Source organism: Streptomyces sp. AC602_WCS936, assembly GCF_019049125.1.
In the GTDB taxonomy this organism is placed as follows: domain Bacteria; phylum Actinomycetota; class Actinomycetes; order Streptomycetales; family Streptomycetaceae; genus Streptomyces.
This window is the reverse complement of record NZ_JAGMUF010000027.1, coordinates 12,800-39,537: the sequence shown is the minus strand read 5'-3', so window position 1 is coordinate 39,537 and position 26,738 is coordinate 12,800. Positions and strand designations below refer to the sequence as shown.

Sequence of the window (26,738 nt, the reverse complement as noted above, 5' to 3'; positions counted from 1 at the left end):
GCACGCGCGGCGGCCTGCGTGGCGCCGGTGACGTGCCTGGCGCCGCCGGTGACGGTGCTCGCCCGAGCGACGGTGGCCGCCCGAGTGACGGTGGCCGCCCGAGTGACGGTGGTCGCCCCGGTGACGGCCGTGGTCCTGCCAGTGGCGGGAGCATCCCGGACGCCGGCGACGGCGCGCGCGGCGGCCTGCGTGGCGCCGGTGACGGTGGCCGCTCCGGCGTAGACCTCGTCGGCCGGCCGCACCGCGCCGCCGCGTACTGGGGGGCCGTGCTCGCCCTCGGGCTCCAGGTGATCGCTCGGGAGCGGCTGCTGCCCGGCGTCTCCCCGGGCGGCTACGACACCTGGCGGGCCGGGCCGTTCGACGCCGACGACATCGCCCGCCTGCGGGAACTGGCCGACGCCGCGCCCGGCGAGGCGATCGCCGTGCCCGGCGCCGACCCCGCCGCGCTGGTGCGGGCCTTCCTCGACGCGGTCGCCGACATGCTGCCGCGCACCCCCGTCGCCGAACTCGCCACCGGACGGGCGGCGTTCGCCGCGACCCGGCCCCAGCACGTGCCGCAACTGCGCGCCTGGGCCGAGGAGATCTCCGCCGGGCTCGACTCCGGGGTCCGGATGTCCCTGCGCGTCGAACTCGCCGGCGCCCAGGACCGTCCGGAGCAGGACGGGCCGCCCGTGCCGCGCCTGGTGCCCCGCGCCCACAGTCTGGCCGACCCCACCCTCGCCCTGGACGCCGACGACCTGTTCGCCCGCGCCGACCACGCCCTCGGGCCGCGCGCCCAGGCCGACATGGTGCTCGCCGTGCGCCGCGCGACCGGCGTCTGGGAGCCGTTGGGGCGGCTGCTGCCGGTGCCCGGCGCCCTCGACCTCACCGACCAGGAGCTGCGCGAGCTGCTGGGCGGGGCCGAGGGCCGGCTGGCCGGGCACGGCATCGACGTCACCTGGCCCGAGGCGGCCACCGGGGCGCTCACGGCCCGCGCCGTGGCCGGTGCCGACCGGGTGCCGCCCGCCGACCTGCGCTCGTTCTTCGGCGGCGACGGCACCGTCGACCTGCGCTGGCGCGTCGAACTCGACGGCGAACCGCTCACCGACCAGGAGGCGGCGGCCGTCGCCGAGGGCCGGGCCGTGGTGCGGCTGCGGGACCGCTGGGTCCTGGTCGCCGCCGACATCGCCCGCAAGGCCCGCGAGCGCGAACTGCCGCCGCTCACCGCGATCGAGGCGCTCGCCGTCGCCCTCACCGGCCACACCGAGATCGGCGCGGAGCGGGTGCGGGTGGCGCCCAGCGAGTGGCTGCTCGCCCTGCGCCGCGTCCTCGCCGACCCCGACGGCGGCGCCGAGCCGGTGGCGCAGCCGGCCGCGCTGACCGCCACCCTGCGCGACTACCAGCTGCGCGGTCTGCGCTGGATGGACCGCATGACCGCGCTCGGCCTCGGCGGCTGCCTCGCCGACGACATGGGTCTCGGCAAGACGATCCAGCTGATCTCGCTCCACCTGCTGCGCCAGGAGCGGCCTCAGGACCGCGGCCCCACGCTGGTGGTCTGCCCGGCCTCGCTGCTCGGCAACTGGGAGCGCGAGGTGGGCCGTTTCGCGCCGGGCACCCCCGTCCAGCGCTACCACGGCCCCGGCCGCACCCTCGACGGCGCCGACGCCGGATTCGTGCTCACCACGTACGGCACCATGCGGCTGGACGCCGAACGGCTCGGTACCCACCCCTGGGGCCTGGTCGTGGCCGACGAGGCCCAGCACGTGAAGAACCCGCACTCCTCCACCGCGAAGGCACTGCGCCTGATCGGCGCCCGCGCCCGCATCGCGCTGACCGGCACCCCGGTGGAGAACAACCTCTCCGAGCTGTGGGCGGTCCTCGACTGGACCACGCCCGGACTGCTCGGCACCCACGGCCGGTTCCGCAAGCGCTGGATCGCCCCCGTCGAGGCCGAGCGGGTCCTCGCCGCGGAGGGGGAGGGGGAGCAGCACACCGCCCGGCTCCTCGCCGACCTCGTACGGCCGTTCCTGCTGCGCCGCCGCAAGACCGACCCGGGCATCGCGCCCGAGCTGCCGCCCAAGACCGAGACGGACCGGCCGGTCGCGCTCAGCGCCGAGCAGGAGTCCCTGTACCGCAAGCAGGTCGAGGCGGTGATGGCCGAGATCCGCGCCGGCGACGGCGGCATCGCCCGCAGCGGCCTGGTGCTGAAGCTGCTCACCGGCCTGAAGCAGATCTGCAACCACCCCGCGCAGTTCCTCAAGGAGGACGACGCGCCGCTCGCGGGCCGCTCCGGGAAGCTGGAGCTGTTCGACGAACTCATCGGCACCATCACCGCCGAGGGCGGCGCGGCCCTGGTGTTCACCCAGTACGTGGCGATGGCCCGGCTCCTCGAACGCCACCTGCGCGAGCGCGGCACGCCCGCCATGCTGCTGCACGGCGGCACGCCGGTGGCCAAGCGGGAGGAGATGGTGCGGCGCTTCCAGGACGGTGAGTTCCCCGTCTTCCTGCTGTCGCTGAAGGCGGCCGGCACCGGCCTGAACCTCACCCGCGCCGACCACGTCGTGCACTACGACCGCTGGTGGAACCCGGCCGTGGAGGCCCAGGCCACCGACCGCGCCTACCGCATCGGCCAGACCAAGCCCGTACAGGTGCACCGGATGATCGCCGAGGGCACCGTCGAGGACCGCATCGCGGCCCTGCTGGAGGCGAAGAAGGAACTGGCCGACGCCGTCCTCGGCTCCGGCGAGCAGGCCCTGACCGAGCTGACCAACGACGAGCTGGCCAACCTGGTGGAACTGAGGAGCATGGCATGAGCGGGGCACAGGACAGCGGCGCGCGGGGCTTTCCCGCCTTCGCGGCGCGCCGGGGCGGCCGGGCCCGTGGCCAGTCCTTCTGGGCCAGGCAGTGGGTGGCGGCCGTGGAGGACGTCTGGCCGGAGGAGGAGCCGCTGAAGAAGGGGCGGTCCTTCGCCCGCAGCGGCCGGATCGGCCCGATCACGGTCAGCCCCGGACGCGTCGCCGCCCAGGTGTACGGCGGTGAGGAGACGTACACCACGCAGCTGACGCTGACGGAGCTGGACGCCGACGAGTGGGACCTGCTCTGGGAGAAGACCGCCGACCGGCCCGCCGAGACCGAGGCGGTGCTGGCCGGGGAACTGCCCGAGGACCTGCTGGAGGCCGTCGAGGACGCCCGGGTGCGGATGCTGCCCGGCTACGGCGACCTCGACGCCGACTGCGACTGCGACGCCTTCGACCACCCCTGCCCGCACGCCACCGCGCTCGGCTACCAGCTGTCCTGGCTGCTCGACGAGGACCCGTGGCTGCTGCCGCTGATCCGCGGCCGCGGCGCCGGCGAGGCGGTGGAGGAACTGAAGTCGGTCCTGCTGCTGCGGGCGATGGCCGGAGACGAGGAGGACGGCGAAGAGTACGGCGAGGAGGAGTACGAGGGGGAGTACGACGAGGAGACCGAGGGAGAGGACGAGGAGGCCGGCGGCGAGCGGGACGGCGCGGCGGCGCAGGACCCCGATGCCCACGCCCTTCAGCGCGCCGCCTACGCCCGCCCCGACGCCGGGCCGCCCGCCCTGCCGCCGCTGCCCGAGCCGCCCGCCGTGCCCGACGAGCCGCTCACCGGCATCGAGGCCGACCCGCTGGACCGGCTCGCCGCCGACGCGGCCCTGCGCGCCCGCGAACTCCTGGCCCACCTGCACGGGTTCGGCGCCGCGCCGCCCGAGCCGCTCGACGCGTGGCAGGACACCGTGCGCCTGGCGGCCACCCACCCCGACCCGCGCGTCGCGGACCGGCTGCGCGCGGGCTGCGGCCGGCCCGGGGAGCTGGACCGGGCCGCCGCCGCGTGGCGTACCGGCGGCCGGACCGCGCTGGAGGTGCTGGAACGGTCCTGGGCCCCGTCCGAGCAGCAGACCGCGCGGGCCCGCACCGCGCTGGCCGCGGGCTGGGAGGACGAGGAACTGCCCCCGATCAGCATCGACGGCAATCACTGGACGCTGACCGGCCGCGGACTCCAGCTGCGCCTGGGCCGCGACGGCCGCTGGTACCCCTACCGGGAGCGGGACACCGCCTGGTGGCCCGCCGGCACCCCCTCCACCGACCCGGCCGAGGCACTCGCCGAACTGACCGGTCTCACGGACGACGACACCGCCTGAAGGCGCTCACGCGCGGTGCCCGTCCGCCACCGGGGAGGAGCGGTGGACCGGACGCCGCCCGCCCGCGCCTGTCCCCGGTGTGCCACGCGGCCGGGCCGGTCGGGCGTCGGTCCGCGGTCGGGTGGGTGTCGGCGGTCGGGGCGTACCCCGGGCTCCGGCGGGACGCGGGCGGGCCCGAGGCCGGGCCGGGGGTTGGGCGCCGGTCCGCGGTCGGGTGGGTGTCGGCGGTCGGGGCGTACCCCGGGCTCCGGCGGGACGCGGGCGGGCCCGAGGCCGAGCCGGGGGTTGGGCGCCGGTCCGCGGTCGGGTGGGCGTCGGCGGCCGGGGCGTATCCCGGGCTCCGGCGGAACGCGGGCGGGCCCGAGGCCGGGCCGGGGAGGGACCCGAGGCCGCGTGCAGTGCGGCTCGAACCGGGCTCCAGCCCGGCCGTCCACCATCGAAGGCCAGGAGGGCGCAGGCAGGAGCCGTCCGAAGGCGTGGCCGCCGAGCCCGGCCGCCACCGCCCGGACTGGCGGCGCACGCGCGAAGGAGCACACCGCCGCGCGCCCTCACGCCGGCCGCCCGGCCGCGACCGTGGCGTGCACGACCGCCTCACCAAGGAGAACCGACATGCCCAACGCCCAGGCCATCAAGGCGTTCCTCGTCGAGGAGTTCCTGCCGGACGTGCCCGCGGCGCAGCTCGACGACCACTACGACCTGCTGGAGAGCGGAGTCATCGACAGCCTCGGGCTGCTGAAGGTGATCGCCTGGCTGGAGGACCGGTACGGCATCAACACCGACGAGGTCGACCTCGCGCCCGAGTCGTTCCGGTCGGTCGCCGCCATCGAGGAGTTCATCGCGGCCGCTTCCGGCGCCACGGCCGAGGCCGCGTAGCGATGCACGGCGCCGTCACCGCGCTGATCGCCCGCGACCGGCCCGTGGAGCGGGACGAGTTCCGGTCCCTGTGGGACGAACTCCACGCCGGCCGGCTGCGCCGGGGCGAGAGTGCGGCGCTCCTCGCGTCACTGTCCACCCGGACACCCGACCGCGTCACCCTGGCCGCCCTGCTGGACTCGCTCGCCGAGCGGCGACCGCCGGCGGGCGCGCCGTTCACCGGCGCCGTGAACATCGTCGGCACCGGCGGCGGGCCGCCCACCCTCAACCTCTCCACCGCCGCCGCGTTCGTCGCCGCCGCGGCGGGCACGCCGGTGGTCAAGAGCGGTTCGCGCGCCTACACGTCCCGACTGGGCTCCGTCGACCTGCTGCACCGCCTCGGCATCGCACCGACCTCGTCCCACGAGGAGACGCGCGACACGCTCGAGCGCTACGGCCTGGCGTTCACCGGCCCCCACGTCTATCCCGCCGAGATCGCGCTGCTCGCGCGCGGCGTGCTGCCGCTGAACTTCCGGCCGCTGGGCCGGTTCGTCAACACCTTCGGGCCGTTCCTCGCCGACGTGCCGGCCGACGCGCAGCTCACCGGCGTCTCCGACGCCCGGCTGGTCACCGGAGTGCGTCACGCCGCCGAGCACGTCTCCCGCCGCACCGGCCGCACGGTGTGGCTGTGCACCAACGACCCCGGCGTCGACGAACTGCTCGGCTTCACTCCCAACCTCGTGCGCACCTACGAGGACGGCGCCGAGGACGACTTCGTCCTCGCCCCCGCCCTCTTCGGGCTGCGCCGCGGCACCCTCGCCGACCTCGCCCCGGGCACCGACCCCGTCGCCGGCTTCCGGGCGCTGCTGGCAGGCGAGGGACACCCCGCCGCCGAGGACACCGTGTGCCTCAACGCCGCCGCCCTGGCCGTCGCCGCCCGGGGCACCGGCGACTGGCACGAGGCCGTCCGCGCGGCCCGCACCGCCATCGGGGACGGCTCCGCCCTGGCCCTGGTGGACCGCCTGCGCACCCGCGCCGCGGTCGCCGCCTGAACCACCTCCCGCCCCTCGAGCCCGCGCCGTCGGCACCACCGTATGGAAGGAGACGAACATGATCGTCCGCAAGCTGGAAGACGTCACCTGTGTCGAGTGGGGCAACGGCCTCAGCCGCCGTTTCCTCACCGAGGACGACGGCGTCGGCTACACCGTCACGGACACGGTCGTGCGGGCGGGCACCAAGTCCCGCCTGGAGTACCGCAACCACCTGGAGAGCTGCTACTGCATCGAGGGCAGCGGCGAGGTCGTCGACAGCGACGGCGTCTCCCACCCGATCACGCCCGGCACGCTCTACGCCCTCGACCGGCACGACGCCCACTGGCTGGTGGCCTCCCCGCACGAGGACCTGCGCCTGGTCTGCATGTTCACCCCGGCGCTGCGCGGCGACGAGACGCACGACCTCGACTCCGCCGAGTACTCGCACTACTGACCGGGCCGCACCCGCCGGAGGGCGCGGCCGTCCAGCAGCTCTCCACGTGCCCTCCAGCGGGCGCCCACAGCCTGGCAAGCACTCAAGTGACTTCGGACCCCTCGGCGACAGGCCGGGAACACGACACAGGTGGAGCAGGCATGACAGTTCTCGTGACAGGAGCCACCGGAGCGGTCGGCCGCCACGTGGTCGACGGACTCGTGGCCGCCGGCGCCCAGGTGCGGGCGCTGACCCGCAACCCGGCGGCCGCCGGACTCCCGGCGGGCGTGGAGGTCTTCGAGGGCGACCTGGAGCAGCCCCGGACGCTGACGCCGGCCCTGGAGGGAGTGGAGAAGCTGTACCTCTTCCCGGTGCCCGCCACGGCCCGCGAGGTCGTCGCGCTGGCGAAGGAGGCCGGCGTGCGCCGCATCGTCGTGCTCTCCTCCTCGTCCGTGCTCGACACCTCCGGCGACAACCACAGCGGCGAGCACCACCGCACCGTGGAGCAGGCCGTCGAAGAGTCCGGCATCGACTTCACGTTCGTGCGCCCGGACGAGTTCGCCACCAACATCCTGTGGAAGTGGGGGCACTCGATCCGCACCGAGGGCGTCGTCCGCGCCCCCTACGGCAACGCCCCGCGGGTACTGATCCACGAGGCGGACGTCGCCGCCGTGGCCGTCACCGCGCTGGTCGAGGACGGGCACACCGGGCAGGCATACGTCGTGACCGGGCCCGAGGCCATCACGCAGGCCGCCCAGGTCGAGGCGATCGCCGAAGCCGTCGGCGGTCCCCTCACCTTCGAGGAGATCACTCCCGACCAGGCCCGTGAGCAGATGGGCCGGTTCATGCCGCCGCCGGTCGTCGAGATGGTCCTCGGCTACCTCGCCGACGCGATCGACCACCCGCCCGTCCCGGTCGACACCGTCGAGAAGGTCACCGGCCGCCCCGCGCGCACCTTCGCCCAGTGGGCCGCCGACCACGCCGACGACTTCGCCCGCACCACCGAGGCCGTGGGCGCCGTATGACCATCCACTCCGCCGTCTCCCTCGCCAACGCGCGCGTCACCATGACCGGCAGCGGCGAGCCCGAGCAGCACGTCGTCACCGTCCGGGACGCCCGGCCGGCCGCCCGCCAGGGCAAGGTCGTGGTCCGGGTGGAGGCCGCCGGCGTCTCCTATGCCGAAGTGCAGATGCTCCAGCACCTGCACCCCTTCCCGCCCAAGTTCCCGTTCGTCCCCGGCTACGACCTCGTCGGGCGGGTCGTCGAGACCGGCCCCGGCGTCACCGGCCTGCGGGCCGGCGACCGCGTCGCCGCGATGCCCCGCCAGGGCGCCTGGCAGGAGTACGTCGAACTGCCCGCGAAACACCTCGCCCAGGCCCCCGAACACCTCGACGCCGCCATCGCCGTCTCGCTGATCACCAACGGCGTCACGGCCTACCAGATGCTGCACCGCCTGGTCTCCCTGGAGCCCGGCGACACCGTCCTGGTGCACGGCGCGAGCGGCGGCGTGGGCACCCTGCTCACCCAGCTCGCTGTCCACCAGGGGCTGCGGGTCATCGGCACCGCCTCGCCCGCCAAGCACCAGGCGGTCCGGGCGCTGGGCGCCGAGCCCGTCGACTACCGCCTGCCGGACTTCGCGGGCGCGGTGCGGGAGCTGGCCCCGCAGGGCGTGCAGGCCGTCTTCGACCACATCGGCGGGCGCGGCCTGGACGTCGGCTGGGAACTGCTCGCCGACGGCGGCACGCTGGTCTCCTTCGACTCCTCCGTCGCCGGGTACCGGCCCGGGCAGTGGTTCCGCCCGCACGTGCCCGCCCTGCGCCGCACGGTCGCCCGCTGGTTCGCACGCAAGCTGGGGCTCACCCGGGGCCGCCGGCAGACCATGTACTACGTCAAGCCCGGCGAGAACTTCCAGGCCGACCTGGCCGCCCTGTACCGGCTGGCCGACGAGGGCGTGCTGCGCCCGGAGATCGCGGGCCGGCACCGCTTGGACGAGGCCCCGGCCGCTCTCCGCGCCCTGCTGGACGGCACCACCGTCGGCAAGCACGTCCTGATCCCCTCGCACCGGTAAGGAAGAGACCTCGTCATGACCACAACGCTCACCGACACCACCGTGCAGGAGCGCAACAAGCAGATCGCGCTCGACTGCGCCGCCGCCTGGAACCGCTGGGACGTGGACGGCGTCATCGCGCACTGGTCCCCTGACGTCCGGCACTTCTCCGAGGACCGCGAGGTCGACACCGAGCTGATGATCGGCGCGATGCGCGGCGGCCTCGCCGCCTTCCCCGACCTCCACCTGGATGTCAGGAGCGCCGTCTCCGAGGGCGACCGGGTCATCCTGCGCATCTCCGTGACGGCCACGCACCTGGGCGACTTCTTCGGCAAGGCCCCGACCGGCAAGAAGGTCCGCTGGTTCATGCTGGAGGAGCTGCGCTTCGACGACGACGGCCGGATCATCGAGCACTACGACGTCTTCAACTACCTGCCGATGCTCAAGGAACTGGGCTTCGTCGACCAGAGCGTGCTCGGAGGCTGACCGCCGCCGCGCCGGACGCGAGGAGGGCCGAAACCGCCACCACGGTTCCGGCCCTCCTTTGCGCCGCCGGAGCCCGCGGACCGTCAGGCCGAGGCTCCGCTGTCGATGACCAGGTCGGCGCCGACCACCGCGCCGGCCGCGGGCGAGGCGAGGTAGAGCACCGCGGCCGCCACTTCCTCCGCCTCGGCGACCCGGCCGAGCGGGTTCTCCGTCTTCACACGCTCGGCGCGGTCGGCCTCGCTCTCGCCGGGCCGCAGCGACATGGGGGCGGCGGAGGCGCCGGGGCTGACCGCGTTGATGCGGATGCCCTGGTGGATGTGGTCGAGAGCGGCGGCACGGGTCAGCGCGGAGACCGCGGCCTTCGAGGCGACGTACGCGGCGGCGTTCGGGATCCGCAGATGTGCGCCCAGGTTGGAGGAGATGTTGACGATGGTGCCGCCGCCGTGGTCCTTCATGTGTGCGATCTCGTGCTTCATGGCCAGCCAGACGCCGGTGACGTTCGTCCGCAGCACCGCGTCCCAGTCCTCCTCGCTCACGTCCCCGGCGGGCACGGTGCCGCGGAGTATCCCGGCGTTGTTGACCGCGATGTCCAGCCCCCCGAAGCGGGTGACGCTCTCGCGCACCAGGTCCTGGAGCCGGCCGGAGTCGGTGACGTCGGCGGTGACGGCGGCGGCCGTGCCGCCCGCGGCCTCGATGCGGCCGACCGTCTCGTGCAGTGTGGCCGCGGTACGTCCGGCGGCGACCACGGACGCGCCCTCGGCCGCGAAGGCGAGCGCGATCGCGCGGCCGAGGCCGGAGCCCGCGCCGGTGACGAGGACGGTCTTGCCGGTGAAGCGGTTCATCGGGTGGCTCCTTGAGTAATTGGATTACTTGGTGCGGTGGTTCAGGAGGGCGACGGCGGCGAGAGCGGCCCCCGTCGCGGCGAGGGACGAGGCATCGCTGCCGAGCGTGAGCAGGAGTGCGAACAGGGCGGTCGGGCCGAATTCCATCGCGGTGTTCAGCACGCCGCCCGCGAGCCCGGTTTGCTGCCGCGGCACGCCTTCGGTGGCGAGCACGGCGGCTCCCGCGAAGGAGGCCGCCGTGCCGGCCGGCAGCAGCACGAGGCCCGGCAGCAGCCCGTACTCGTACGGGATGTGCGCGTCGGTCCCGGTGAGCGCGAGGAGGACGAGCCCGGCCGCGCCGGTGCCGAGCCCGGCGGCCGTGACGGTGCGGGCCCCGTACCGGCCGATGAGCGCTCCCGCCGCCCGGCCCGAGGCGATCAGCGCCACGGCGAACGGTACGAACGCCGCCGAGGTCCGCAGCTGTGACCAGTCGCGCGTCTGCTGGAGGTGGAGCGAGAGGACCACGAAGGTCATCGCGGTCGCGCAGGCGCTCAGCGCGACGGCCGCGAGGGCGAGGATCCGCCGCCGGTCGAGCAGGAAGCGGGTCGGCAGCAGCGGGTCGCGGGCGCCGCGCTCGGCGTACCAGAACCCGGCCAGCAGCGCGGCTCCGCCGAGCAGCGGCACGAGCACACCGGCCGACGACCAGGGGTGGGTGTCGGTGACGACGAGTCCGTGACTGGCGAGGGTGATCCCGGCGGTGGCGAGCAGCGCACCCGGCAGGTCGAGGGACCTGTCCCGGCTCGCGGTGGTGTCCGGCGGCAGCCGGGGCGTCAGGGCGAGGGCCGCGAGGGCCACCACGAGCGGCACGGCGAAGGTCCAACGCCAGGACAGCAGCGTCGAGATGACGCCGGAGAGCAGATTGCCCGCGGTCGCGCCGAGTATCGAGAGCCCGCCCCAGGTGGCCATCGCCCTGCCGTACGCGGACGGGGAGGGGAAGACGGCGCGCAGCACGGCCATGGCGGCCGGCGCGATCAGAGCCGCCCCCGCGCCCTGCGCGAAGCGTGCTGCCAGCAGTGCCTCCATGCCGGAGGCGAGCGGGGCGGCGGCCGAGGCGGCGGCGAAGAGGACCAGGCCCGCGGTGAGGGCACGCCGCCCGCCGTAGCGGTCCGCGAGGCGCCCGCCGAAGAGCAGCAGCCCGGCGAAGGTCAGTCCGTAGGCGGCGCTGAGCAGGATCAGGTCGGCACGCTGCAGGCCGAGTTCGCGCCCGATGCGGGGCAGCGGTACGGCGATCGCGGCGAGCGTGAAGATCAGCGTGGCCTGGACGGCACCGAGGAGGACGAAGGCGTGTCGCTGCCGCAGGGTGGCGACGCGGGCAGCTGCTGTGGCGGTCATGCCATCCTCCGGATACTTGAGACCGATACTTGACCGATCGATCCATTATTTGGACAGGCAAAAGTCGCCCAGTGCTTCCGGTGCTTGCGATGCTTTCGGTGGGCGTGAGTCAGTCCAGCAGCGCCAGGGCCTGTTCGGCCGCGTCCCGCACCCGGGCGGGATCGTCCGACGCCTTGCCGACGACCCGTACGCCCTGCAGCAGGACGAGCAGCATGCGGGCCAGGGCGCGCGGATCGCGGCCCTCGGGCAACTCGCCCTGAGCCTGGGCCCGTACGAGCGCGGAGTGCAGAGGAGTCTCGATGTGCTCCCAGCTGAGCTCGACCCGGCGGGCCGCCGCGGGGTCGTGCGGGGCCAGCTCGGCCGCGGTGTTGGTGACGAAACAGCCGTTCAGCCGGTCCTCCGGAGAGGCGGCCTCCGCGGCGAAGCGGCGCACCAGCGCCCGCACCGCGGGCAGTGCGGGGCCCGGCTGGGACAACTCGGCGAGCAGGGCCGGGTCGCGCGTCTCGGTGTAGCGGTCCATGGCCTTCAGATACAGCTCGTGCTTGTTGCCGAAGGTCGCGTAGAGGCTGGCGCGGCCGATGCCGAGGTGCTCGACGAGGTCCGCCATCGACGTCGCTTCGTAGCCGCGCCGCCAGAACAGCTCGAGGGCCGACTGCAGCGCGGCGTCCGGATCGAATTCCTTGGTCCTGGCCACGTCGAAGACCATAGCCTTGACTGGAACGATCGGTCAAATAATTGCGTGGCGTAGCCTCACGATCGACCCGGACCGTCCGTCCAGGCCACTGTCGCGTGACTGACATGGGCGAAGCTCGTTGAGCAGTGATGCAGCGGCCGCCATCTCGCTTCGACGCACTGGTCCCGACTCCAGCACGGGTGACACCTGCCCGCTCCGGCCGCAGCGCTGACTCGCTGCCAGGTGCCGCACCATGACCGTCGCGGACACTTCGATCGCCGCCATCGCCGCCGGATTCAGCGGTTTCGCCGCACTCGCGGCCTGGAGGGCATCTCGGGAAGCGAACAAGACGGCTGCGTCCGTCGCCCAGATCGAGCGTGACCGCTGGCACAAGGAACTGACTCCGCGGCTTCGCTTCAGGATCGCCGAACCACCGGGGCTGCTCCACGTACGCCTTGACGGGCCCTCGGGGCTGACCGGCCTGCGAGTACGGCTCCGCATCAGAGACGACCGCGATCGTTCACGAGACAACATTCCCGCCGGCGGCCCCACAGCAGAGGAGCGCGCGGCCGTTGTCTGGGGCCCTTTCCGTTTCAGCGCCGTCGCCGCCGGGGTCGATCCGCTCGCACGGTCGATCGCCCCTTTCACGTTTGCGACTGACGACGCTGTAAGAATCACCCTCCGCCCGTCAATGCCGCCCCCTTGGACACCAGGCGATGACGGAGAACGCCGGTGGCGCATCGCGTACGCCGATGCGCCCCTGCGGCTGTGGGCCGTCTGCGAAGCCCCGGGGCACAAACCGTGGCGGCTCAGTGCCGAGGTTCCCCGCACAGGCGCGTGGGAGGCGCCGACGGCCACGGGGGCCTGACCGAGCTGACGTGCTGTCAGTGGCTTCCGGCCGCACGGGCGGTTGGGGCCGGCGCGAAGTCCTCAGCTGTGGCCCAGCGTGCCGTTCAGGAGCGGGAGCAGGCGGTCCCAGTGGCGTTGCAGTCCGCAGGCGCTGAAAGTGTCGGTGTCAGCCATGGTGAAGCCGTGGACGGTGCCTGGGTAGATCTCGGAGGTGTGGCTGACGCCTGCGGCGTCCAGGGCCTGGTTGAGTTCGCCGAGGGCCTCGGGTGTCAGGTCGCCTTCGGCGTGGCCGAGGTGGACCCGGGCGGTCAGCTTGGCGAAGAGGTCGGGCCCGTCGACCCCCACCGGGCCGTGGAACGCGGCGACGGCTGCCACCCGGCCGGGGTGGGCCGCGGCCGTGCGCATCGCCCAGAGGCCGCCGATGCAGTAGCCGGTCACCGCGACGGGACCGGCGGCGACCTCGGGCTGGTCGGTGAGGAACCCGAGGTAGGCCTCGGCGTCGATCAGGACGCGTTCGGCGGTGTGCGCCTCGATCAAGGGCATCAGCCGGGCGAAGATCGCCGGCCGGACCTCGTCCCCGATGTGCTCGGGAAGGTCGACCACCGGTGCCGGGCCGTGCCGGTAGAAGAGGTTGGGGACGAGCACGTAGTAGCCGTGCCCGGCCAGTTCGCGGGCCATGTCGCGCAGCACGGGCCGGATGCCGAAGCCGTCCGCGTACATCAGCACCCCCGGGTGCTGCTCACCGCTGTCGGGGAAGGCGGCGAACGCGTCGGCCTTGCCGTCCGCGGTGGGAACCTGGATCTGCAACGTCTTGGTGGGCACGGGGTCTCCTGTCGTGATTGATGTGTCGAGCCTGTGGTCAACACGACGGAGGCGGGGCCCGCGCGGCGCTCAGGAGTGCACCGGGTCACCGATCCGTGTGTGGCGCGATGCCGTCCCGGTAGTCATCCCCACACCATAGTCCACGGTCTGATCACCCGAAGGCCGAAGAGGCAACGCCGTCGGGCCGGGCCCCCACCTCTGGGGGCCCGGCCCGACCGATGTCCGGTGCGCGCAGGACGGTGACCGAGTCCGAGCCGCTTCCGGCGCCGGACGCCGAGCGGCAGGCTCAGGCCTCGATGCCCTTCAGGAACGTCGCGAACGACTGCAGGCCCGGGTGCTCCGTGCGCAGCGCCGCGATGTCGGCCTGGTAGCCGTGGTCCTGGAACCACTCGAACATCAGGGCGATCTCGGGGGCGTTGGGGATGTACGGGTTCGCGGCCACCATGTCCAGCGGCAGTTCCTCGAACCGCGCGGGCAGCCCGGTGCGCTCCGCGTACGCCGCCGCCACCTCGGTCGCGGTCAGCTCGTCACCGGCGAGCTCCAGCGCCCGGCCGATGTACTCGTCCGGCCGGTCGAAGGCCTGCGCCGCGAAGAAGCCGATGTCGTCCACGGCGATGAACTGCACGCGGGTGTCCGGCTTCAGGCCCAGCTGCACCACCAGTGTCCCGTCGACGTTCTGCGGGCCGTGCGCGGCGAAGTTGTCCATGAAGAACGTCGGGCGCAGCACGGTCGTCGGCACGTCCAGTTCCTGGAGGTACCGCTCGATGTGCCGCTTGGAGTCGAAGTGCGGTACGCCGCTGTGGCGTTCGGCGCCGCCCACCGAGCTGTACACGACGTGGGCCACGCCGGCGGCCTTCGCGGCCCGGGCCACCGCGCGGCCCTGGCGCACCTCTCCGCCCAGACCCCCCGGCGTCATGAAGTTCTGCACGGAGAACACCCCGTGCACACCCTCCATCGCCGCCCGCAGGGACGCCTCGTCGTCCATGTCGCCGCGGACCAGGCGCACGCCGAGGGACGCGAGCGCACGGGCCTTCTCGGACTCGGGATCGCGCACCAGGGCCGCCGTCGTCCGGCCCCGTCGCACCAGCTCGCGGGCGGTGGCGCCGCCCTGCTGGCCGGTCGCGCCGATCACCAGGACGGTGCCGTCCGGGCCGCTGCCCGTGTTCGGCTCGTTCGTCATCTTCTGCCCCTCCTGGGTCTCAGCCGAACACGGCCGCGTTGGCGACGGCCCACTGACGGTACGGGCGCGGCTCGCGGCCCGTGAGGTCCCGGACGGCGGCCGTGGGCCGGGCCCACGGCACCTCGGGGCTGTGCAGGGCGGCCACGTTGGTGACCGCGGCCGGGCGGTCGCCGGTGATGCCGGCGAAGACCTCCACGACCTCCTCCTGCGGGGCCACGGAGAACTCCAGCTCCCGGCCCAGGACCTCGCCGAGGACGCGGGCCTGCTCCTCGGAGGTGAGCACCTCGGGACCGGTGAGCACGTAGGCCTCGCCGCGGTGGCCGTCCCCGGTGAGCGCGGCCACCGCCGAGGAGGCGATGTCGTACTCGTCGATCGGGGCGCCCGGGTTGTTGCCGATCCAGTCGCGCACCGAGGAGTTCTCCCGGACCGTCTTGATCCACCACGAGGTGTTGGCGTGGAACGGGCCCGGACGCAGGAACGTGGTGGCGGCGCCCGACGCGGTGATCGCCTCCTCCGCGGCCCGGTGCTCCTCCTTGATGCCGTGCGACAGCGGGTGCAGCACGCTCGCCGACGACAGGAACACGATGTGCTCCACGCCCGCGTCGGCGGCGGCCTTCGCCACGTTGCGGGCCTCCCCGGCCACATCGCCCGACAGCACGACCAGCGCCTGGGCGACGCCGTCGAAGGCGGCGGCCAGCGAGCCGGGGTCGGCGGGGCTGCCCGCGACGACCTCCACGCCCTCGGGCAGGCCGGCCTCCTCCGGCTTGCGGCTGAGCGCCCGCACCTCGCGGCCGAGGGCCACGAGCTGCTCCACTGCCTCCCGGCCCACCTTGCCGGTCGCTCCGGTGACGAGAATCATCGTCAGTCCCTCCAGCCGTTCGGCTCCGGCCACGGGGAGCCGAGCTGGCGGTAGGTGCTCTGGTACTCGGGCCAGTCGCGGTGGTCGCGGATCTTGCCGTCGACGAAGCGGATCAGGTGGATCTGCTCACCGGAGAAGCGGCGGCCGGTCGCCGCCATCCCGACCAGGTTCCCGACGTGACGGCCGTACAGAACGAGGTACGCGCGCACCCAGTCGCCACGCTCCTCGATCTTCACCTCCTCCAGGTGCGCCTCCTCGGAGAACGTCATCCGCAGCCACTTCACAGCCATCGCGAAGGAATCCGGACCGCGCAGGTCCATGTGCTCCAGCGTCGCCGGGTTGAGGTATTCCGGGTGGATGTACTCGGCCACATCCTCGGTGTTTCCGGTGTTGTACGCCTGCACCATGCGGCGCACCGCGTCTATCTGACTGCTCATCGAAGAATTCCCCTCCACGGATGTCGGTCCAGGACGCCGGGACACTGGGCGTCAGTCTGCGGTGGCGGAATACGGTGGGCAAGCGGCCGATATCGGCGGTCGAGGCCGCCTCTACGCGGCTTTTAGCGGTTTCCGAAAGGACCGCCGGAGCATGGCGGGTGCACCTCGCGTTTTTCCGCACCACCCCGACGAGGAACCCGGAGCCGACCGTGGACACCGCCACCGACACCGCCACCGACATCTACAAGACGAAAGTCACCGCCGCCTTCAACGGGGCCGCGGCGACCTACGACCGGCTGGGGGTGGAGTTCTTCACCCCGATGGGCCGGCGCCTCGTGGAGCGGGCCGCGCCGCGCCCGGGACAGCGCCTGCTCGACGTCGGCTGCGGCCTCGGCGCCACGCTGCTGCCGGCCGCCCGCCTGCTCGGCCCGCAGGGCTCGGCCCTCGGCATCGACATCGCCGAGGCGATGATCGAGCAGGCCGGGCGCGAGGTCGAACGCCAGGGCATCGGCAACGTGGAACTGCGCGTCATGGACGGCGAGCACCCCGACCTGCCCGAGGGCTCCTTCGACCTCGTGGTGGGCAGCTACAGCGTGATCTTCCTGCCGGACGCGCGCGGGGCGCTCGCCCGCTACGCCCGGCTGCTGCGCGACGGCGGCCGGATCGCCTTCACCAGCCCCGTGTTCGCCCGCGACACCTTCCCGTTCCTGCCGCCGCTGTTCACCCGCTGGATCCCGCTGTCGCTGCTGGAGCACCTGCCGGCCGCCTGGCACCCGGAGCGGCTGCGGGAGCAGCTGCACTCCTGGCTGGAGGACCCCGCCGACCTCACCGCCGCCCTGCACACGGCCGGTTTCCGGGACGTGGAGATCGCCGACGAGAGCGTGGACATGACCGCCGTGTCGGGTGCCGACTGGGTCACCTGGTCGCACACCCAGGGCATGCGCCTGCTGTGGCAGCACCTGCCCGAGGAAGAGGCCGCGACCCTGCGCACCCGCCTGACCGAGGGGCTGGACGCGCTGCGCGGCGACGACGGCGTCATCCACATCGACGTCCCCGTCCGCTACGTCACGGCGACCGTCGCCCGCTGACCGCCGCCCCGGCCCGACGGCGTCCGGGAACGCACACGGCCGAGGGCCCCCCGGGCGCTGCCCGGGGGGCCCTCGGCGTGCGTCGTCCGTCCCGTCACGTCACGGACAGCGCACCGTCCACCGCCAGGACCGTGCCGTTGGCGTACGCGGCCTCGGGCCGCGTCAGCTGAACGATCCACCAGGCGATGTCCTCCGGCCGGCCGACCCTGCCGGCCGGAATCCGCTTCGCCATCTCGGCCAGGAACGCCTCGTAGGCCTCCGGCGGCATTCCCGCGCGCACCCCGACACCGGTGTCGACGACGCCGGGGGCGATGCCGACCGAGCGGATGCCGCGCGGCGCCAGCTCCACGGCCCAGGTGCGGGTCAGGAAGTCCAGTGCCACCTTGGCCATGCCGTAGACCGAGTTCTCCGGCCAGGCACGGCGGCCCAGCGACCCGGCCGAGGAGACGTTGACGACCACGCCCCGGGTCGCCTCCAGCGCGTCCAGCGCGCGCTGGGTGAGGAAGACCGGGGCGACGAGGTTCGTGCCGAGCTGGGTCCGCACCGACTCCCGGTCCAGGCCGTCCAGTGCGGCGAATCCGGTGACGGCCGCGTTGTTGACCAGGACGTCGATCCGGCCGAATTCCGCGAGCGCCTTCTCCACGATGGCGTCGGGCGCGTCGTGATCGTGGATGTCGGCCGACAGAACCCGAATACGGTCGTGTCCCTCGGCGGTTTCCTTCAGCGTCGCCTCGTTGCGCCCGACAATGAGGACATGGGCGCCGTCGTCGGCGAATGCGCGGGCCGTGGCGGCACCGATTCCCGTGCCGCCGCCGGTCACCACCACCGCTTTTCGTACGGAATCCGGTCCCGCATTCCGTGTCGAATCCTGTGCGGGATTCCTCACTGTGTTCTCCATGCGTCCTTCCTCAGGCGCACAGCGCGGTGTTGACGCCGCGGATGACGGCCTGCTCGGCCTCCGGGCCGAAGTCCTTGTCACCGATCGTGAACGACAGCTGGACGCGGGCGCTCAGGTCGCGGGTGGTGGCCGCGAACGTGGCGTAGCCGGGGATGCCGGCGCCGTGACCCCACAGGTCCAGGTTCTTGTCGTTCTCCAGCTTCATGATCCCCAGGCCGTAGCCGATGCCCATCGGCAGGTTCTCGATCATCTCCGGCGGCAGCGCCGTGGTCATCTCCGTGAACTCCGGCTCGTTCAGCAGCTTGCCGTCGAACAGCGCGGCGAAGAACGTGTCGAGGTCCTTGGTGGTGGAGATGATCTCGCCGGCGCAGCCCGCCTCGGAGGGGTTCATCAGCGTCACGTCGACGGGCTCGCCGCCGATCTCCATGTAGCCGCGGGCGTGCGGGCCCGGGATGTTCGGGTCGTCGCCCGGCAGGACCGTCTCGGTCAGGCCCAGCGGCTCAAGCACCCGCTCGGTGATCTCCTCGCGGTGGGTGCGGCCGGTGACCTTCTTGATGAGCAGCCCGATGACGAAGTAGTTCGTGTTGCAGTAGGCGAACTTGCTGCCCGGCTCGAACTCCAGCGGCTTGGCCGCCGCGATGGCGATCAGGTCCTCCGGCTCGTAGTGCTTGTAGCGGTCGCGCAGGAAGCGGTCGCCCGGCTTCTGGAACGAGTCCATGTAGTTGTACAGGCCGCTGGTGTGCTGGAGCAGGTTGCGGATGGTGATCTTCTCGCCGTAGGGAAGCAGGCCCGGCAGATAGCTCTCCACCGTGCGGTCCAGCTCGATCCTGCCCTCGGCGACCAACTGGAGGACGACCACGGAGACGAACGGCTTGGTGATGCAGGAGATACGGAAGCGGCCGTCGGCCGGGACCGGGCGGTCGGTGCCCAGCTCGGCGACACCGGAGGTCACCACGAAGGAGTCGCCGTCGCGGGTCACCCGGAACTGCGCGCCCGCGGCACCGGCCTCGACGAGCCGGTCAGCGGCTTTCTGCACGGCCTCCTGGAGGGCCGAGACCTCAGGCCGGTCGATCGTCGTCTGCGTCATGTCGGGGGGCTCCCATCGTCCCGGTTCACTACCTTCCGCCAGCACGTTGGCGCCCCGCGATCGAGCCGCACCCGCGCGCCGCTGGAGCCGCGTCCGCCGGCGCCGGCGTCCGGGCCGCGGCCGCCCCCCGCGCCGGTTCGAGGAGACGTGCGGCCGGGCTCGAGCCGGTCTCGACGGGGTTTCGAGCGCCCGTGCGGAGCGTGAGGGTGTCTGCCGATCCCGACGGAGGGGACGGTCGGTTCCGAGGAGGAGGACGCCGTGCCGGGCTTCACGTATCCGGAACTGCCCCTGGACGGACTGCTGCGCGCCGCCGCGGCCCGGGACCCCGACGGCCGCGCCGTGACCACCGCCGCGGGCACCGTCACCTTCGCCGGGCTCGACGCCGACGCCGACCGCATCGCACACCACCTGCGGCGCACCGTGCCACGCGGCGCCACCGTGGCGGTGGCCGGCGCCCTGGACGCCGTCTTCCCGGCCGCCTACTACGGCACCAGCCGCGCCGGCTGCACCATCGCCCTGGTCAACCCCCTGCTGTCCGAGGCCGCGCTGCACCACGTGTTCACCGCCGCCCGGATCGAGGCCGCCTTCGTGCCCACCGCGCTCGCCGAACGCCTGACGAAACTGAGCGACCGGCTGCCCGCCCTGCACACCGTCCTCGTCACCGACGCCGACGACGGCGTGGTCCCCGCCGACGCCGTGCCGCTCGCCGCCGCGCTGCGGTCGGTGCCCGAGGAGCCGTTCGGGCTCGGCGACGGACCCGCCGGCACCGGGGCCGTGGTCTGCCTGCAGTTCACCACCGGCACCACCGGCCGGCCCAAGGGCGTCCGGCTCACCCACCGCAACCTCGTCGCCAACGCCGCCCAGATCGGCCACGCGCACCGGCTCGGCCCCGACGCCGTCACCGTCAACCACCTCCCGCTGTACCACACCATGCACCTCAACTCGGCGGTGTACGCCGGAGCCCACCAGGTGCTGTGCCAGGACCCCGACCCGGTGGCCTCACTGGACCTGGCCGCCCGCGCCGGAGCCACCCACTACTACGGCCTGCCCGCCCGGCTGCACCGCCTCGCCGCCGACCCCCGGCTCGACGGCACCGCCGGCCACCTGCGCAACGGGCCGCTCACCGTCGTGATGTCCGGCGGCAGCGCGCTCGCCCCGAGCACCGCCCACCGGCTGCGCGACGCCCTCGGCGTGCCCGTGATCCAGGGCTACGGCATGACCGAACTGTCCCCGCTCGCCCACAACCAGCGGCCCGGCGACCCGGTCGGCCACGGCGCCGTCGGCAGGGCACTGCCCGGCACCGAGAGCCGGATCGTCGACCTGGACAGCCGCGAGCCGGTCCCCGCCGGCGCCACCGGCGAGGTGCAGGTGCGCGGCCCCCAGGTGATGGCGGGCTACCTGCACGACGACCAGCCCTCCCGGATCGACGCCGAGGGCTGGTTCTCCACCGGCGACGTGGGCCGGCTCGACGACGACGGAGTCCTGCACCTCGTGGACCGCCTGGACGACGTCTTCAAGTACGACAACGAACTCGTCTCGCCCGCCGCGGTCGAACGGGTCCTCGCCGAGGACCCCCGGGTCGCCGAGTGCGTCGTCGCCGACTGGCCCGACGCCGTGCACGGCAGCGTCGTGTGGGCGGGCATCGCGCTGCGCGCACCGGCCGCCCCGCCCGGCGGGCCCGCGCACGCCGTCCTCGACGTGCTGGACTCCGTCGCCGAGCGCGCCAACGAACGCCTCGCCCCCTTCGAACGGATCCGGCGACTGGAGGCCGTCGACGCCGTACCCCGCACGCCCACCGGAAAGCCCGCCCGGCGCGAGGTCCGGCGGCGGCTGCACCAGCGCGCCGCCGAGGAGAACGCCGCCTGACCGTCCCGACACACCGAGGAGACCACCATGGTGACCTTCGTCAACAAGCTGACCGTGCACGGCGACCAGGACGAGTTCGCCGCCGTACGCGCCCGCCTCACCGAGTACATGGCGGCCCAGCCCGGCTACCTCGCCCACCGCAGCCTCCGCCACGCCGGCGACCGGACCGTCCACCTGGAGATCGCCGAGTGGGAGAGCGCCGCCGCTCACCGGGCCGCCGTCACCAGCGAGGGCTTCCAGCGCCTGGTCGCCGCCCTCAAGCCGCTCGTCACCGCCGAACCCGGGCTGTACGAGGACGAGGACGCCCGCGTCCCGGAGGCCTCCGGTGTCCGCTGAGCCGCCCGCCGACGTGCTCGTCGTCGGCGCCGGTCCCGTCGGCCTGACCGCCGCCCACGAACTGGCCCGCCGGGGCCTGCGCGTCCGCCTGGTCGACGCCGCCGCCGCACCCGCCCGCACCAGCCGTGCCGTCGCCGTCCACCCGCGCACCCTGGAGACCCTCGACCAGATGGGCACGGTCGGCCCGCTGCTGCGCGAGGGCCGCGAGAACCGGGCCTTCACCATGTACGCGGGCGGCAGCCGGCTGGTCCGCCTGGAAGCGGACTACGCCACCATGCCCACCCGCTACCCGTACACCCTCGTCGTCGAGCAGACCCGCACCGAGGCGGTGCTGCGCGCGGCCGTCGCCCGGCTCGGCGTGGACGTCGAATGGGGCGTGGCCCTCACCGGATTCGAGCAGGACGCGACCGGCGTACGGGCCGTGCTCCGCCACGGCGACGGGCGCGAGGAGGAGTTCGCCGCCCACTGGCTGGTCGGCTGCGACGGCGGCCACAGCACCGTCCGCAAGCGGCTCGGCCTGCCCCTGGTGGGCGACAGCCGCGACACGTGGATGCTCGCCGACGCACCCGTCGACACCGACCTGCCGCAGGACAGCATCTACTGGGTCCACACCGGCGGCCAGGCCCTGATGATGGTGCCCTACGCCCGCGAGGGCCACTGGCGGCTGCTGGACACCGCGCCCGGCCCGGACGGCGCGGACGGCGCCCGTGAGCGGCTGTCCGCCCGGCTGTCGGCCGGCCTCGGCCGTCCGGTGCGGGTCGGCGAACCCGAGTGGACCTCGGTGTTCACCTTCCAGCAGCGCATGGTGCCCCGGATGCGCGAGGGACGGGTGTTCGTCGCCGGCGACGCCGCCCACGTGCACAGCCCCGCCTCCGGGCAGGGCATGAACACCGGCATCCAGGAGGCGTACAACCTGGCCTGGAAACTCGCCCTGGTGCACCGCGGCCACGCCGCGCACACCCTGCTCGACAGCTACGGCGAGGAACGCGTCCCCGTCGGCCGGGCCCTGCTCGGCTCCACCCGCACCGCCACGTTCCTGGTGCAGCTGAAGAACGCGCTGGCCGCCGTGGCGCTGCCGGTCGTCTTCGGCGTCGTCCGCAACGTGCCGCCACTGCGCCGCGCCATCCAGCGCAAGGTCCTCGGCGGCATCTCCGGGCTCCGGCTGCACTACGCGGCCGGCTCCCTGACGACCGGCGGCGGCCCCGAGCCGGTACCGCTCGCCGCGCCCGTCGACGCCCCCGTCATGGTGCCCCGCCGGCCCGGCGTGCCCGCCCCGGGAGAACGCGCCGCCATGGCCGCCGTCGCCGCGCCCGCGCTCGCCGCCGAACTGCGCGACGTGCGCTGCACCCTGCTGTTCGTCCCCGGCGGCCACGGCCCCGACGCCCGCTGCGTGCGCACGGCCGCCGGTGCCGCCGCCCGGCACGGCGCCTGGTTGTCGGTGCGCACCGTCGGCCCAGGCCCCGGCCCCGCCCCCCTCGCCGACCCCGGCGGCGCACTGCGGGCCGCCCTCCGGCTGGGCGCGGGCGGCTGGGCGCTGATCCGCCCCGACGGCTATCTCGCCGCGCGCGGCGACCTGCTCACCCCGGCCGCCCTCGAGGAAGCGCTGCGCGCCCTGCACGTGCGTCCGGCGACCGGTCCTGCGGCAGTCCTCGAGCGGGACTCGTCCACACGTCGAGCGGAGCGCGACACCGTCGGAGCATCCGTCGGCGTTCCCACCGCCATGACCACCGGAAACCACCGACACCGGAAATGAGGATGCAGAAGATGTCCGTTGAGCGAGTGCACCGCACGACGCACGACGTGACCGTGGCCGCGCCCGCGGGCGTGGTCTACGGCCTGATCTCCGATGCCGTCCAGTGGCCGCTGTACTTCCCGCCCAACGTGCACGTCGAGCAGCTCGAGTTCGACGGCGAGCACGAGCGGCTGCGCATGTGGGCCACCGCCAACGGCGAGATCAAGTCCTGGACGTCCCGCCGGGTCCTCGACCCCGTGGCACGCCGCGTGGAGTTCCGCCAGGAGCTTCCGGCCCGGCCCGTGCAGTCCATGGGCGGCACCTGGATCATCGAGCCGCTCGGCGCCGACCGGTCCAAACTGACCCTGCTGCACGACTTCACCGTCGCCGGCGACGACGCCGAGGCCGTCGCCTGGGTGGAGCGGGCCACCGACACCAACAGCCGGGCCGAACTGGCCAACCTCAAGGCGCTGGCCGAGCGCTGGGCGAAGCTGGACGAGCTGGTCCTCACCTTCGAGGACACCGTCCGCGTCAACGGCCCCGCCGAGCTGGTCTACGACTTCCTCTACCGGGTCGGCGACTGGCCCGAACTGGTGCCGCACGTCTCCCGCCTGGACCTCGTCGAGGACGAACCGGGCGTGCAGATCATGTCCATGGACACGCTGACCGCCGACGGCTCGTCGCACACCACCGAGTCCGTGCGGGTCTGCTTCCCGGACGCCGGACGCATCGTCTACAAGCAGACGGCGACCCCGCTGCTGATGTCGGCGCACACCGGCGAGTGGACCGTCGAGCAGGACGAGACCGGCGCGACCGTGGTGTCACGGCACAGCGTGGTCCTGCGCGAGGAGAACATCGAGCGGGTGCTCGGCGAGGGGGCCACGGTGGCCGACGCGCGCCGCTACGTGCGCGAGGCGCTGGGCCGCAACAGCACGGCCACCATGAACCTCGCCAAGAGCCACGCGGAGAACGCGGTCACGGTCCTGTGACCACGGGCACGCTCCCCGCACCCGCCCGCGGCGCCCCGGCCGGACCGGGACCCGCGCCGCCGGGCGGTGCCGAACGGGCCGACCACTACGAGCGGCTCCTCGGCGACCCGAACGACGCCCGCAACCCGCACGGCAACGCCGCGCTGCTGGCCGCCGACGACCGCCGTGAGACGCCCGCGGCCACCGAGGACCTGCTCACCCGGGCGGGGCTGGCCGCCGAGTTCGTCCCGCGCGACCTCGGCGGCCGGCTCGCCCGTCCGGACGTGCTGGCGCGGGTGCTGCGCCCGCTCTTCCGGCGGGACGTGGCGCTCGGGTTCGGGTTCGGGATCACCGCGCTGTTCGGCGCCTCCGCCGTGTGGGCGGCGGGCGACGAACGGCAGCGGGCCGAGGTCGCCCGGCGCCTGCTGGACGGCGGCGCCGGCCGGGTGACGATCCTCCACCACGAACTGGCGCACGCCAACGCCATCCTGCGCGACGAGTTCGGCGCCCGCTCCGCCCCCGGCGGCGGCTTCGTGGTGGACGGCCGCAAGGACGTGGTGATCAACGCGGACCGGGCGGACACCTTCGTCATGTACGCCCGCACCACGACCGCCGCCGGCCCGCGCAGCCACTCCGTCCTCCTGCTCGACGCCGGCGAACTGCCCGCCCACGGGCTGCGCCGGCTGCCGCGCGCCGTCACCACCGGGATGCGCGGCAGCCGCTTCTCGGGCCTGGCATTCGAAGGCTGCCCGGTGCCCGCCCACGCGCTGGTCGGGGAGACCGGCGACGGCGTGGCACTCGCCCTGCGCACCTACCAGGTCAACCGCTGCCTCATCCCGGGCACCCTGGTGGCCGGCGTCGACAGCGTGCTGCGGTTCGCGGTGCGCGCCGCGACCGCCGGCCGGGACGGCGGCCTCCCGGCGCGCCGCTGGCACGGAGTGCTGGCCGGGGTGTTCGCGGACGTGCTGGCCTGCGACAGCATGGCGGTGACCGGCCTGCGGGCGCTGAGCCTGCTGCCCGACGACGCCCATCTGATCGCCGCCGCCGCCAAACTGACCGTGCCGGACCTGCTGCGCGAGAACCTGGAGGAGCTGTCCACCGTGCTCGGCGCCCACGGGTACGACCGGGGACCGCTGTACGGAGGCTTCGAGAAGCTGGTCCGCGACCTGCCGGTGGCCGGTCTCGGGCATGCGGGCACGGCGGCCTGCCTCGCCGTGCTCGTCCCCCAGCTGCCGGTGCTCGCCCGGCAGTCGTGGCTGCGCACCGACGAGCCTCCCGGCCGGCTGTTCCTGCCCGAGGCGCCCCTCCCGGCCTTCGACTACCGCAGGACCAGCGTTCTGGGCGGCGACGACGTGCTCGTCGCGTCCCTGGTGGGCAGCGCCGAGCGGATCGGTGCCCTGCGCTCGTCCGGGCCCGCCTGGGCCGCGCTCGCCGACCTCGCGGAGTCCTTCGCCACCGAGGTCCGCGCCCTGCGCGAGCAGTGCGCCGCGCTGCCCGAGGCGGGCCGTGCGGCGCTCGTCGACCCGCGCGCCTGCATGCTCGCCGAGCGCCACGGGCTGGTCCTCGCGGCGGCGGCCTGCCTCGGCGTGTGGCTGGGCCAGGACGGCACCGGTTCCTTCCTGGACGACCCGGCCTGGGCGGTGCTCGCCCTGAGCCGGATCGGCCGCAGGCTGGGCGTTCCCGTCCCCGAACTGCCCGACGGCGTCACCGCGACGGTGCTGGGTGAGCTGCTCGCCCGCTTCCGCGAAGGCCGCAGCTTCGACCTGTACGCCGCACAGCTCGCCGGATAGCACGGCCGGCCGCAGGGCCACGACGGCCGGGGCACGAGACCCGCAGGGCCACGGGGCCCGAGGGGACATGAGAAGGGAGAGGGCTGTGGACCTGGACCTCACCGGAGGGCCGGGCGTCGCCGTCCCGGTCCACGTGCCGCGCGCCACCGGGCCGTGGCAGCGGGTGCACGACGATCTGGCGGAGCGGGGCCACGCCGTCGTCCACACCACATGGGGCGAGTGGCTTCCGGCGGCCCTGGCCCAGCCCCGGCTGCGCCGGCTGCTGGGCCGGGACTGGACGCGGTACCGGCGCACCCCCGAGCCCACGGTCCGCTACCGCTTCCTCGCCTCGCGGCTGCTGATCAAGTACACGGCGGCGGCGGCGCTGCGCGTCCCGCCCGAGGCGCTGGACCTCGCCTACCGCCTGGGCGGCCGGCCGTACCTGCGCGGCTTCGACCAGGTCGACGTCAGCCTCACCCACACCGGGGACCTGCTCGCCGTGGGCCTCAGCCGCCTCGGCCGGATCGGCATCGACGCCGAACCAGCGGGCCGGCGCATGCGGTTCGACCTGCTCAGGGCGCAGATGTGCACACCGGCGGAGGCCGCCGAGCTGGCCCCGCTGCCGGAGGGACGGCAGACTGCGGAAACGCTTCGCCTGTGGACGCTGAAGGAGGCGTACACCAAGGCGCTCGGCCAGGGCATGCGGCTGGGCTTCACCGAGTTCGGCTTCTCCCTGCGCACCGGCCGGCTCCAGGCCCCCGACGGCTCGCCCGCCTCCCGCGGCGAGTGGTCCTTCGCCACGCACCCGGTGCAGGGCCGCTACCTGCTGAGCGTGGCCCGGCACGACGCGGGTCTGGACCCCGCCCACGACACGTCGGCGCGCACGATGCTGGACCCGGGCTTCCTGTCCCTGATGGCCTCGCGCCCGCGGTAGCCGCCGCCCGGACCGGCACCCCCTCGGCCCCGGCCCGCTT

At 74.0% G+C, this 26,738-nt stretch carries 26 protein-coding genes; 16 read left to right on the top strand and 10 right to left on the bottom strand.

The window, feature by feature from the left end; genetic code table 11:
• On the bottom strand, positions 1 to 242 hold a 242-nt coding region (locus tag KUM03_RS38265; RefSeq protein WP_254399241.1), incomplete at its 3' end, for a hypothetical protein.
• Between KUM03_RS38265 and KUM03_RS12225 the strand changes: the two genes are divergently transcribed.
• The 8 genes from KUM03_RS12225 (at position 186) to KUM03_RS12190 (ending at position 8,987) form a co-directional block, all read left to right on the top strand.
• Positions 186 to 2,792 carry a DEAD/DEAH box helicase gene (locus KUM03_RS12225; protein WP_254399240.1) on the top strand — a complete coding sequence of 869 codons (2,607 nt, stop codon included), beginning with the start codon at positions 186 to 188 and terminating at the stop codon, positions 2,790 to 2,792. The genes KUM03_RS38265 and KUM03_RS12225 overlap by 57 nt on opposite strands.
• Positions 2,789 to 4,138: a hypothetical protein gene (locus tag KUM03_RS12220; protein WP_217247062.1), complete on the top strand. Its 1,350-nt coding sequence runs from the start codon at positions 2,789 to 2,791 to the stop codon at positions 4,136 to 4,138. The genes KUM03_RS12225 and KUM03_RS12220 overlap by 4 nt, the downstream gene beginning before the upstream one ends.
• A gap of 609 nt (positions 4,139 to 4,747) precedes the next feature.
• Positions 4,748 to 5,011 carry an acyl carrier protein gene (locus KUM03_RS12215; RefSeq protein WP_217247061.1) on the top strand — a complete coding sequence of 88 codons (264 nt, stop codon included), beginning with the start codon at positions 4,748 to 4,750 and terminating at the stop codon, positions 5,009 to 5,011.
• Between the two features lie 2 nt (positions 5,012 to 5,013).
• Positions 5,014 to 6,042, top strand: coding sequence for an anthranilate phosphoribosyltransferase (locus KUM03_RS12210; RefSeq protein ID WP_217247060.1), 1,029 nt, complete (start codon positions 5,014 to 5,016; stop codon positions 6,040 to 6,042).
• Positions 6,043 to 6,100: 58 nt separating this feature from the next.
• On the top strand, positions 6,101 to 6,475 hold the full coding sequence (locus KUM03_RS12205) for an ectoine synthase (RefSeq protein WP_217247059.1): 375 nt from the start codon (positions 6,101 to 6,103) through the stop codon (positions 6,473 to 6,475).
• A 140-nt stretch (positions 6,476 to 6,615) separates the two neighbouring features.
• Entirely contained in the window at positions 6,616 to 7,479 is an 864-nt protein-coding gene (locus KUM03_RS12200) for an NAD(P)H-binding protein (protein ID WP_217247058.1), read from the top strand.
• The gene (locus tag KUM03_RS12195) at positions 7,476 to 8,522 is read left to right on the top strand and encodes a zinc-binding dehydrogenase (protein WP_217247057.1); all 1,047 of its coding nucleotides are present in this window, start codon (positions 7,476 to 7,478) and stop codon (positions 8,520 to 8,522) included. The genes KUM03_RS12200 and KUM03_RS12195 overlap by 4 nt, the downstream gene beginning before the upstream one ends.
• Positions 8,523 to 8,537: 15 nt before the next feature.
• Positions 8,538 to 8,987: an ester cyclase gene (locus tag KUM03_RS12190; protein WP_217247056.1), complete on the top strand. Its 450-nt coding sequence runs from the start codon at positions 8,538 to 8,540 to the stop codon at positions 8,985 to 8,987.
• 83 nt (positions 8,988 to 9,070) lie between these two features.
• Here KUM03_RS12190 and KUM03_RS12185 read toward each other — a convergent pair whose 3' ends face one another.
• From KUM03_RS12185 to KUM03_RS12175, 3 genes are all read right to left on the bottom strand, one after another.
• Positions 9,071 to 9,829, bottom strand: coding sequence for an SDR family NAD(P)-dependent oxidoreductase (locus tag KUM03_RS12185; protein WP_217247055.1), 759 nt, complete (start codon positions 9,827 to 9,829; stop codon positions 9,071 to 9,073).
• A gap of 24 nt (positions 9,830 to 9,853) precedes the next feature.
• Entirely contained in the window at positions 9,854 to 11,200 is a 1,347-nt protein-coding gene (locus KUM03_RS12180) for an MFS transporter (protein WP_217247054.1), read from the bottom strand.
• A 109-nt stretch (positions 11,201 to 11,309) separates the two neighbouring features.
• A complete protein-coding gene (locus tag KUM03_RS12175; RefSeq protein ID WP_217247053.1) occupies positions 11,310 to 11,894 on the bottom strand; it encodes a TetR/AcrR family transcriptional regulator in 585 nt (194 codons plus the stop codon).
• Positions 11,895 to 12,126: 232 nt separating this feature from the next.
• Between KUM03_RS12175 and KUM03_RS12170 the strand changes: the two genes are divergently transcribed.
• Positions 12,127 to 12,741, top strand: coding sequence for a hypothetical protein (locus KUM03_RS12170; protein ID WP_217247052.1), 615 nt, complete (start codon positions 12,127 to 12,129; stop codon positions 12,739 to 12,741).
• 62 nt (positions 12,742 to 12,803) lie between these two features.
• Here KUM03_RS12170 and KUM03_RS12165 read toward each other — a convergent pair whose 3' ends face one another.
• The 4 genes from KUM03_RS12165 to KUM03_RS12150 all read right to left on the bottom strand — a co-directional run bounded on the left by KUM03_RS12165 (position 12,804) and on the right by KUM03_RS12150 (position 16,020).
• Positions 12,804 to 13,544, bottom strand: coding sequence for a dienelactone hydrolase family protein (locus KUM03_RS12165; protein ID WP_217247051.1), 741 nt, complete (start codon positions 13,542 to 13,544; stop codon positions 12,804 to 12,806).
• 286 nt (positions 13,545 to 13,830) lie between these two features.
• A complete protein-coding gene (locus tag KUM03_RS12160) occupies positions 13,831 to 14,724 on the bottom strand; it encodes an NmrA/HSCARG family protein (protein ID WP_217247050.1) in 894 nt (297 codons plus the stop codon).
• A gap of 19 nt (positions 14,725 to 14,743) precedes the next feature.
• Positions 14,744 to 15,583: an NAD(P)H-binding protein gene (locus KUM03_RS12155; RefSeq protein ID WP_217247049.1), complete on the bottom strand. Its 840-nt coding sequence runs from the start codon at positions 15,581 to 15,583 to the stop codon at positions 14,744 to 14,746.
• Positions 15,584 to 15,585: 2 nt separating this feature from the next.
• A complete protein-coding gene (locus KUM03_RS12150) occupies positions 15,586 to 16,020 on the bottom strand; it encodes an ester cyclase (protein ID WP_217247048.1) in 435 nt (144 codons plus the stop codon).
• Between the two features lie 209 nt (positions 16,021 to 16,229).
• Between KUM03_RS12150 and KUM03_RS12145 the strand changes: the two genes are divergently transcribed.
• A complete protein-coding gene (locus KUM03_RS12145) occupies positions 16,230 to 17,108 on the top strand; it encodes a class I SAM-dependent methyltransferase (protein WP_217247047.1) in 879 nt (292 codons plus the stop codon).
• A gap of 94 nt (positions 17,109 to 17,202) precedes the next feature.
• On the opposite strand, the gene KUM03_RS12140 is transcribed toward KUM03_RS12145, so the two are convergent.
• Both KUM03_RS12140 and KUM03_RS12135 read right to left on the bottom strand, forming a co-directional pair.
• Positions 17,203 to 17,934 (bottom strand): SDR family oxidoreductase, encoded by a 732-nt coding sequence (locus KUM03_RS12140; RefSeq protein ID WP_308406306.1) that lies wholly within the window; start codon positions 17,932 to 17,934, stop codon positions 17,203 to 17,205.
• An 82-nt stretch (positions 17,935 to 18,016) separates the two neighbouring features.
• Positions 18,017 to 19,093 (bottom strand): serine hydrolase, encoded by a 1,077-nt coding sequence (locus KUM03_RS12135; RefSeq protein ID WP_217247045.1) that lies wholly within the window; start codon positions 19,091 to 19,093, stop codon positions 18,017 to 18,019.
• A 258-nt stretch (positions 19,094 to 19,351) separates the two neighbouring features.
• Between KUM03_RS12135 and KUM03_RS12130 the strand changes: the two genes are divergently transcribed.
• The 6 genes from KUM03_RS12130 (at position 19,352) to KUM03_RS12105 (ending at position 26,698) form a co-directional block, all read left to right on the top strand.
• The gene (locus KUM03_RS12130; protein WP_217247044.1) at positions 19,352 to 20,959 is read left to right on the top strand and encodes a class I adenylate-forming enzyme family protein; all 1,608 of its coding nucleotides are present in this window, start codon (positions 19,352 to 19,354) and stop codon (positions 20,957 to 20,959) included.
• A gap of 27 nt (positions 20,960 to 20,986) precedes the next feature.
• Positions 20,987 to 21,295, top strand: coding sequence for an antibiotic biosynthesis monooxygenase (locus KUM03_RS12125; protein ID WP_217247043.1), 309 nt, complete (start codon positions 20,987 to 20,989; stop codon positions 21,293 to 21,295).
• A complete protein-coding gene (locus KUM03_RS12120) occupies positions 21,285 to 23,048 on the top strand; it encodes an FAD-dependent oxidoreductase (RefSeq protein ID WP_217247042.1) in 1,764 nt (587 codons plus the stop codon). The genes KUM03_RS12125 and KUM03_RS12120 overlap by 11 nt, the downstream gene beginning before the upstream one ends.
• Positions 23,049 to 23,059: 11 nt before the next feature.
• The gene (locus KUM03_RS12115; protein WP_217247041.1) at positions 23,060 to 24,016 is read left to right on the top strand and encodes an aromatase/cyclase; all 957 of its coding nucleotides are present in this window, start codon (positions 23,060 to 23,062) and stop codon (positions 24,014 to 24,016) included.
• Positions 24,013 to 25,785 (top strand): acyl-CoA dehydrogenase, encoded by a 1,773-nt coding sequence (locus KUM03_RS38865; protein WP_217247040.1) that lies wholly within the window; start codon positions 24,013 to 24,015, stop codon positions 25,783 to 25,785. The genes KUM03_RS12115 and KUM03_RS38865 overlap by 4 nt, the downstream gene beginning before the upstream one ends.
• A 67-nt stretch (positions 25,786 to 25,852) precedes the next feature.
• Complete coding sequence (locus KUM03_RS12105; RefSeq protein WP_217247039.1) at positions 25,853 to 26,698, top strand: 4'-phosphopantetheinyl transferase superfamily protein; 846 nt, start codon at positions 25,853 to 25,855, stop codon at positions 26,696 to 26,698.
• Positions 26,699 to 26,738: the final 40 nt, after the last annotated feature.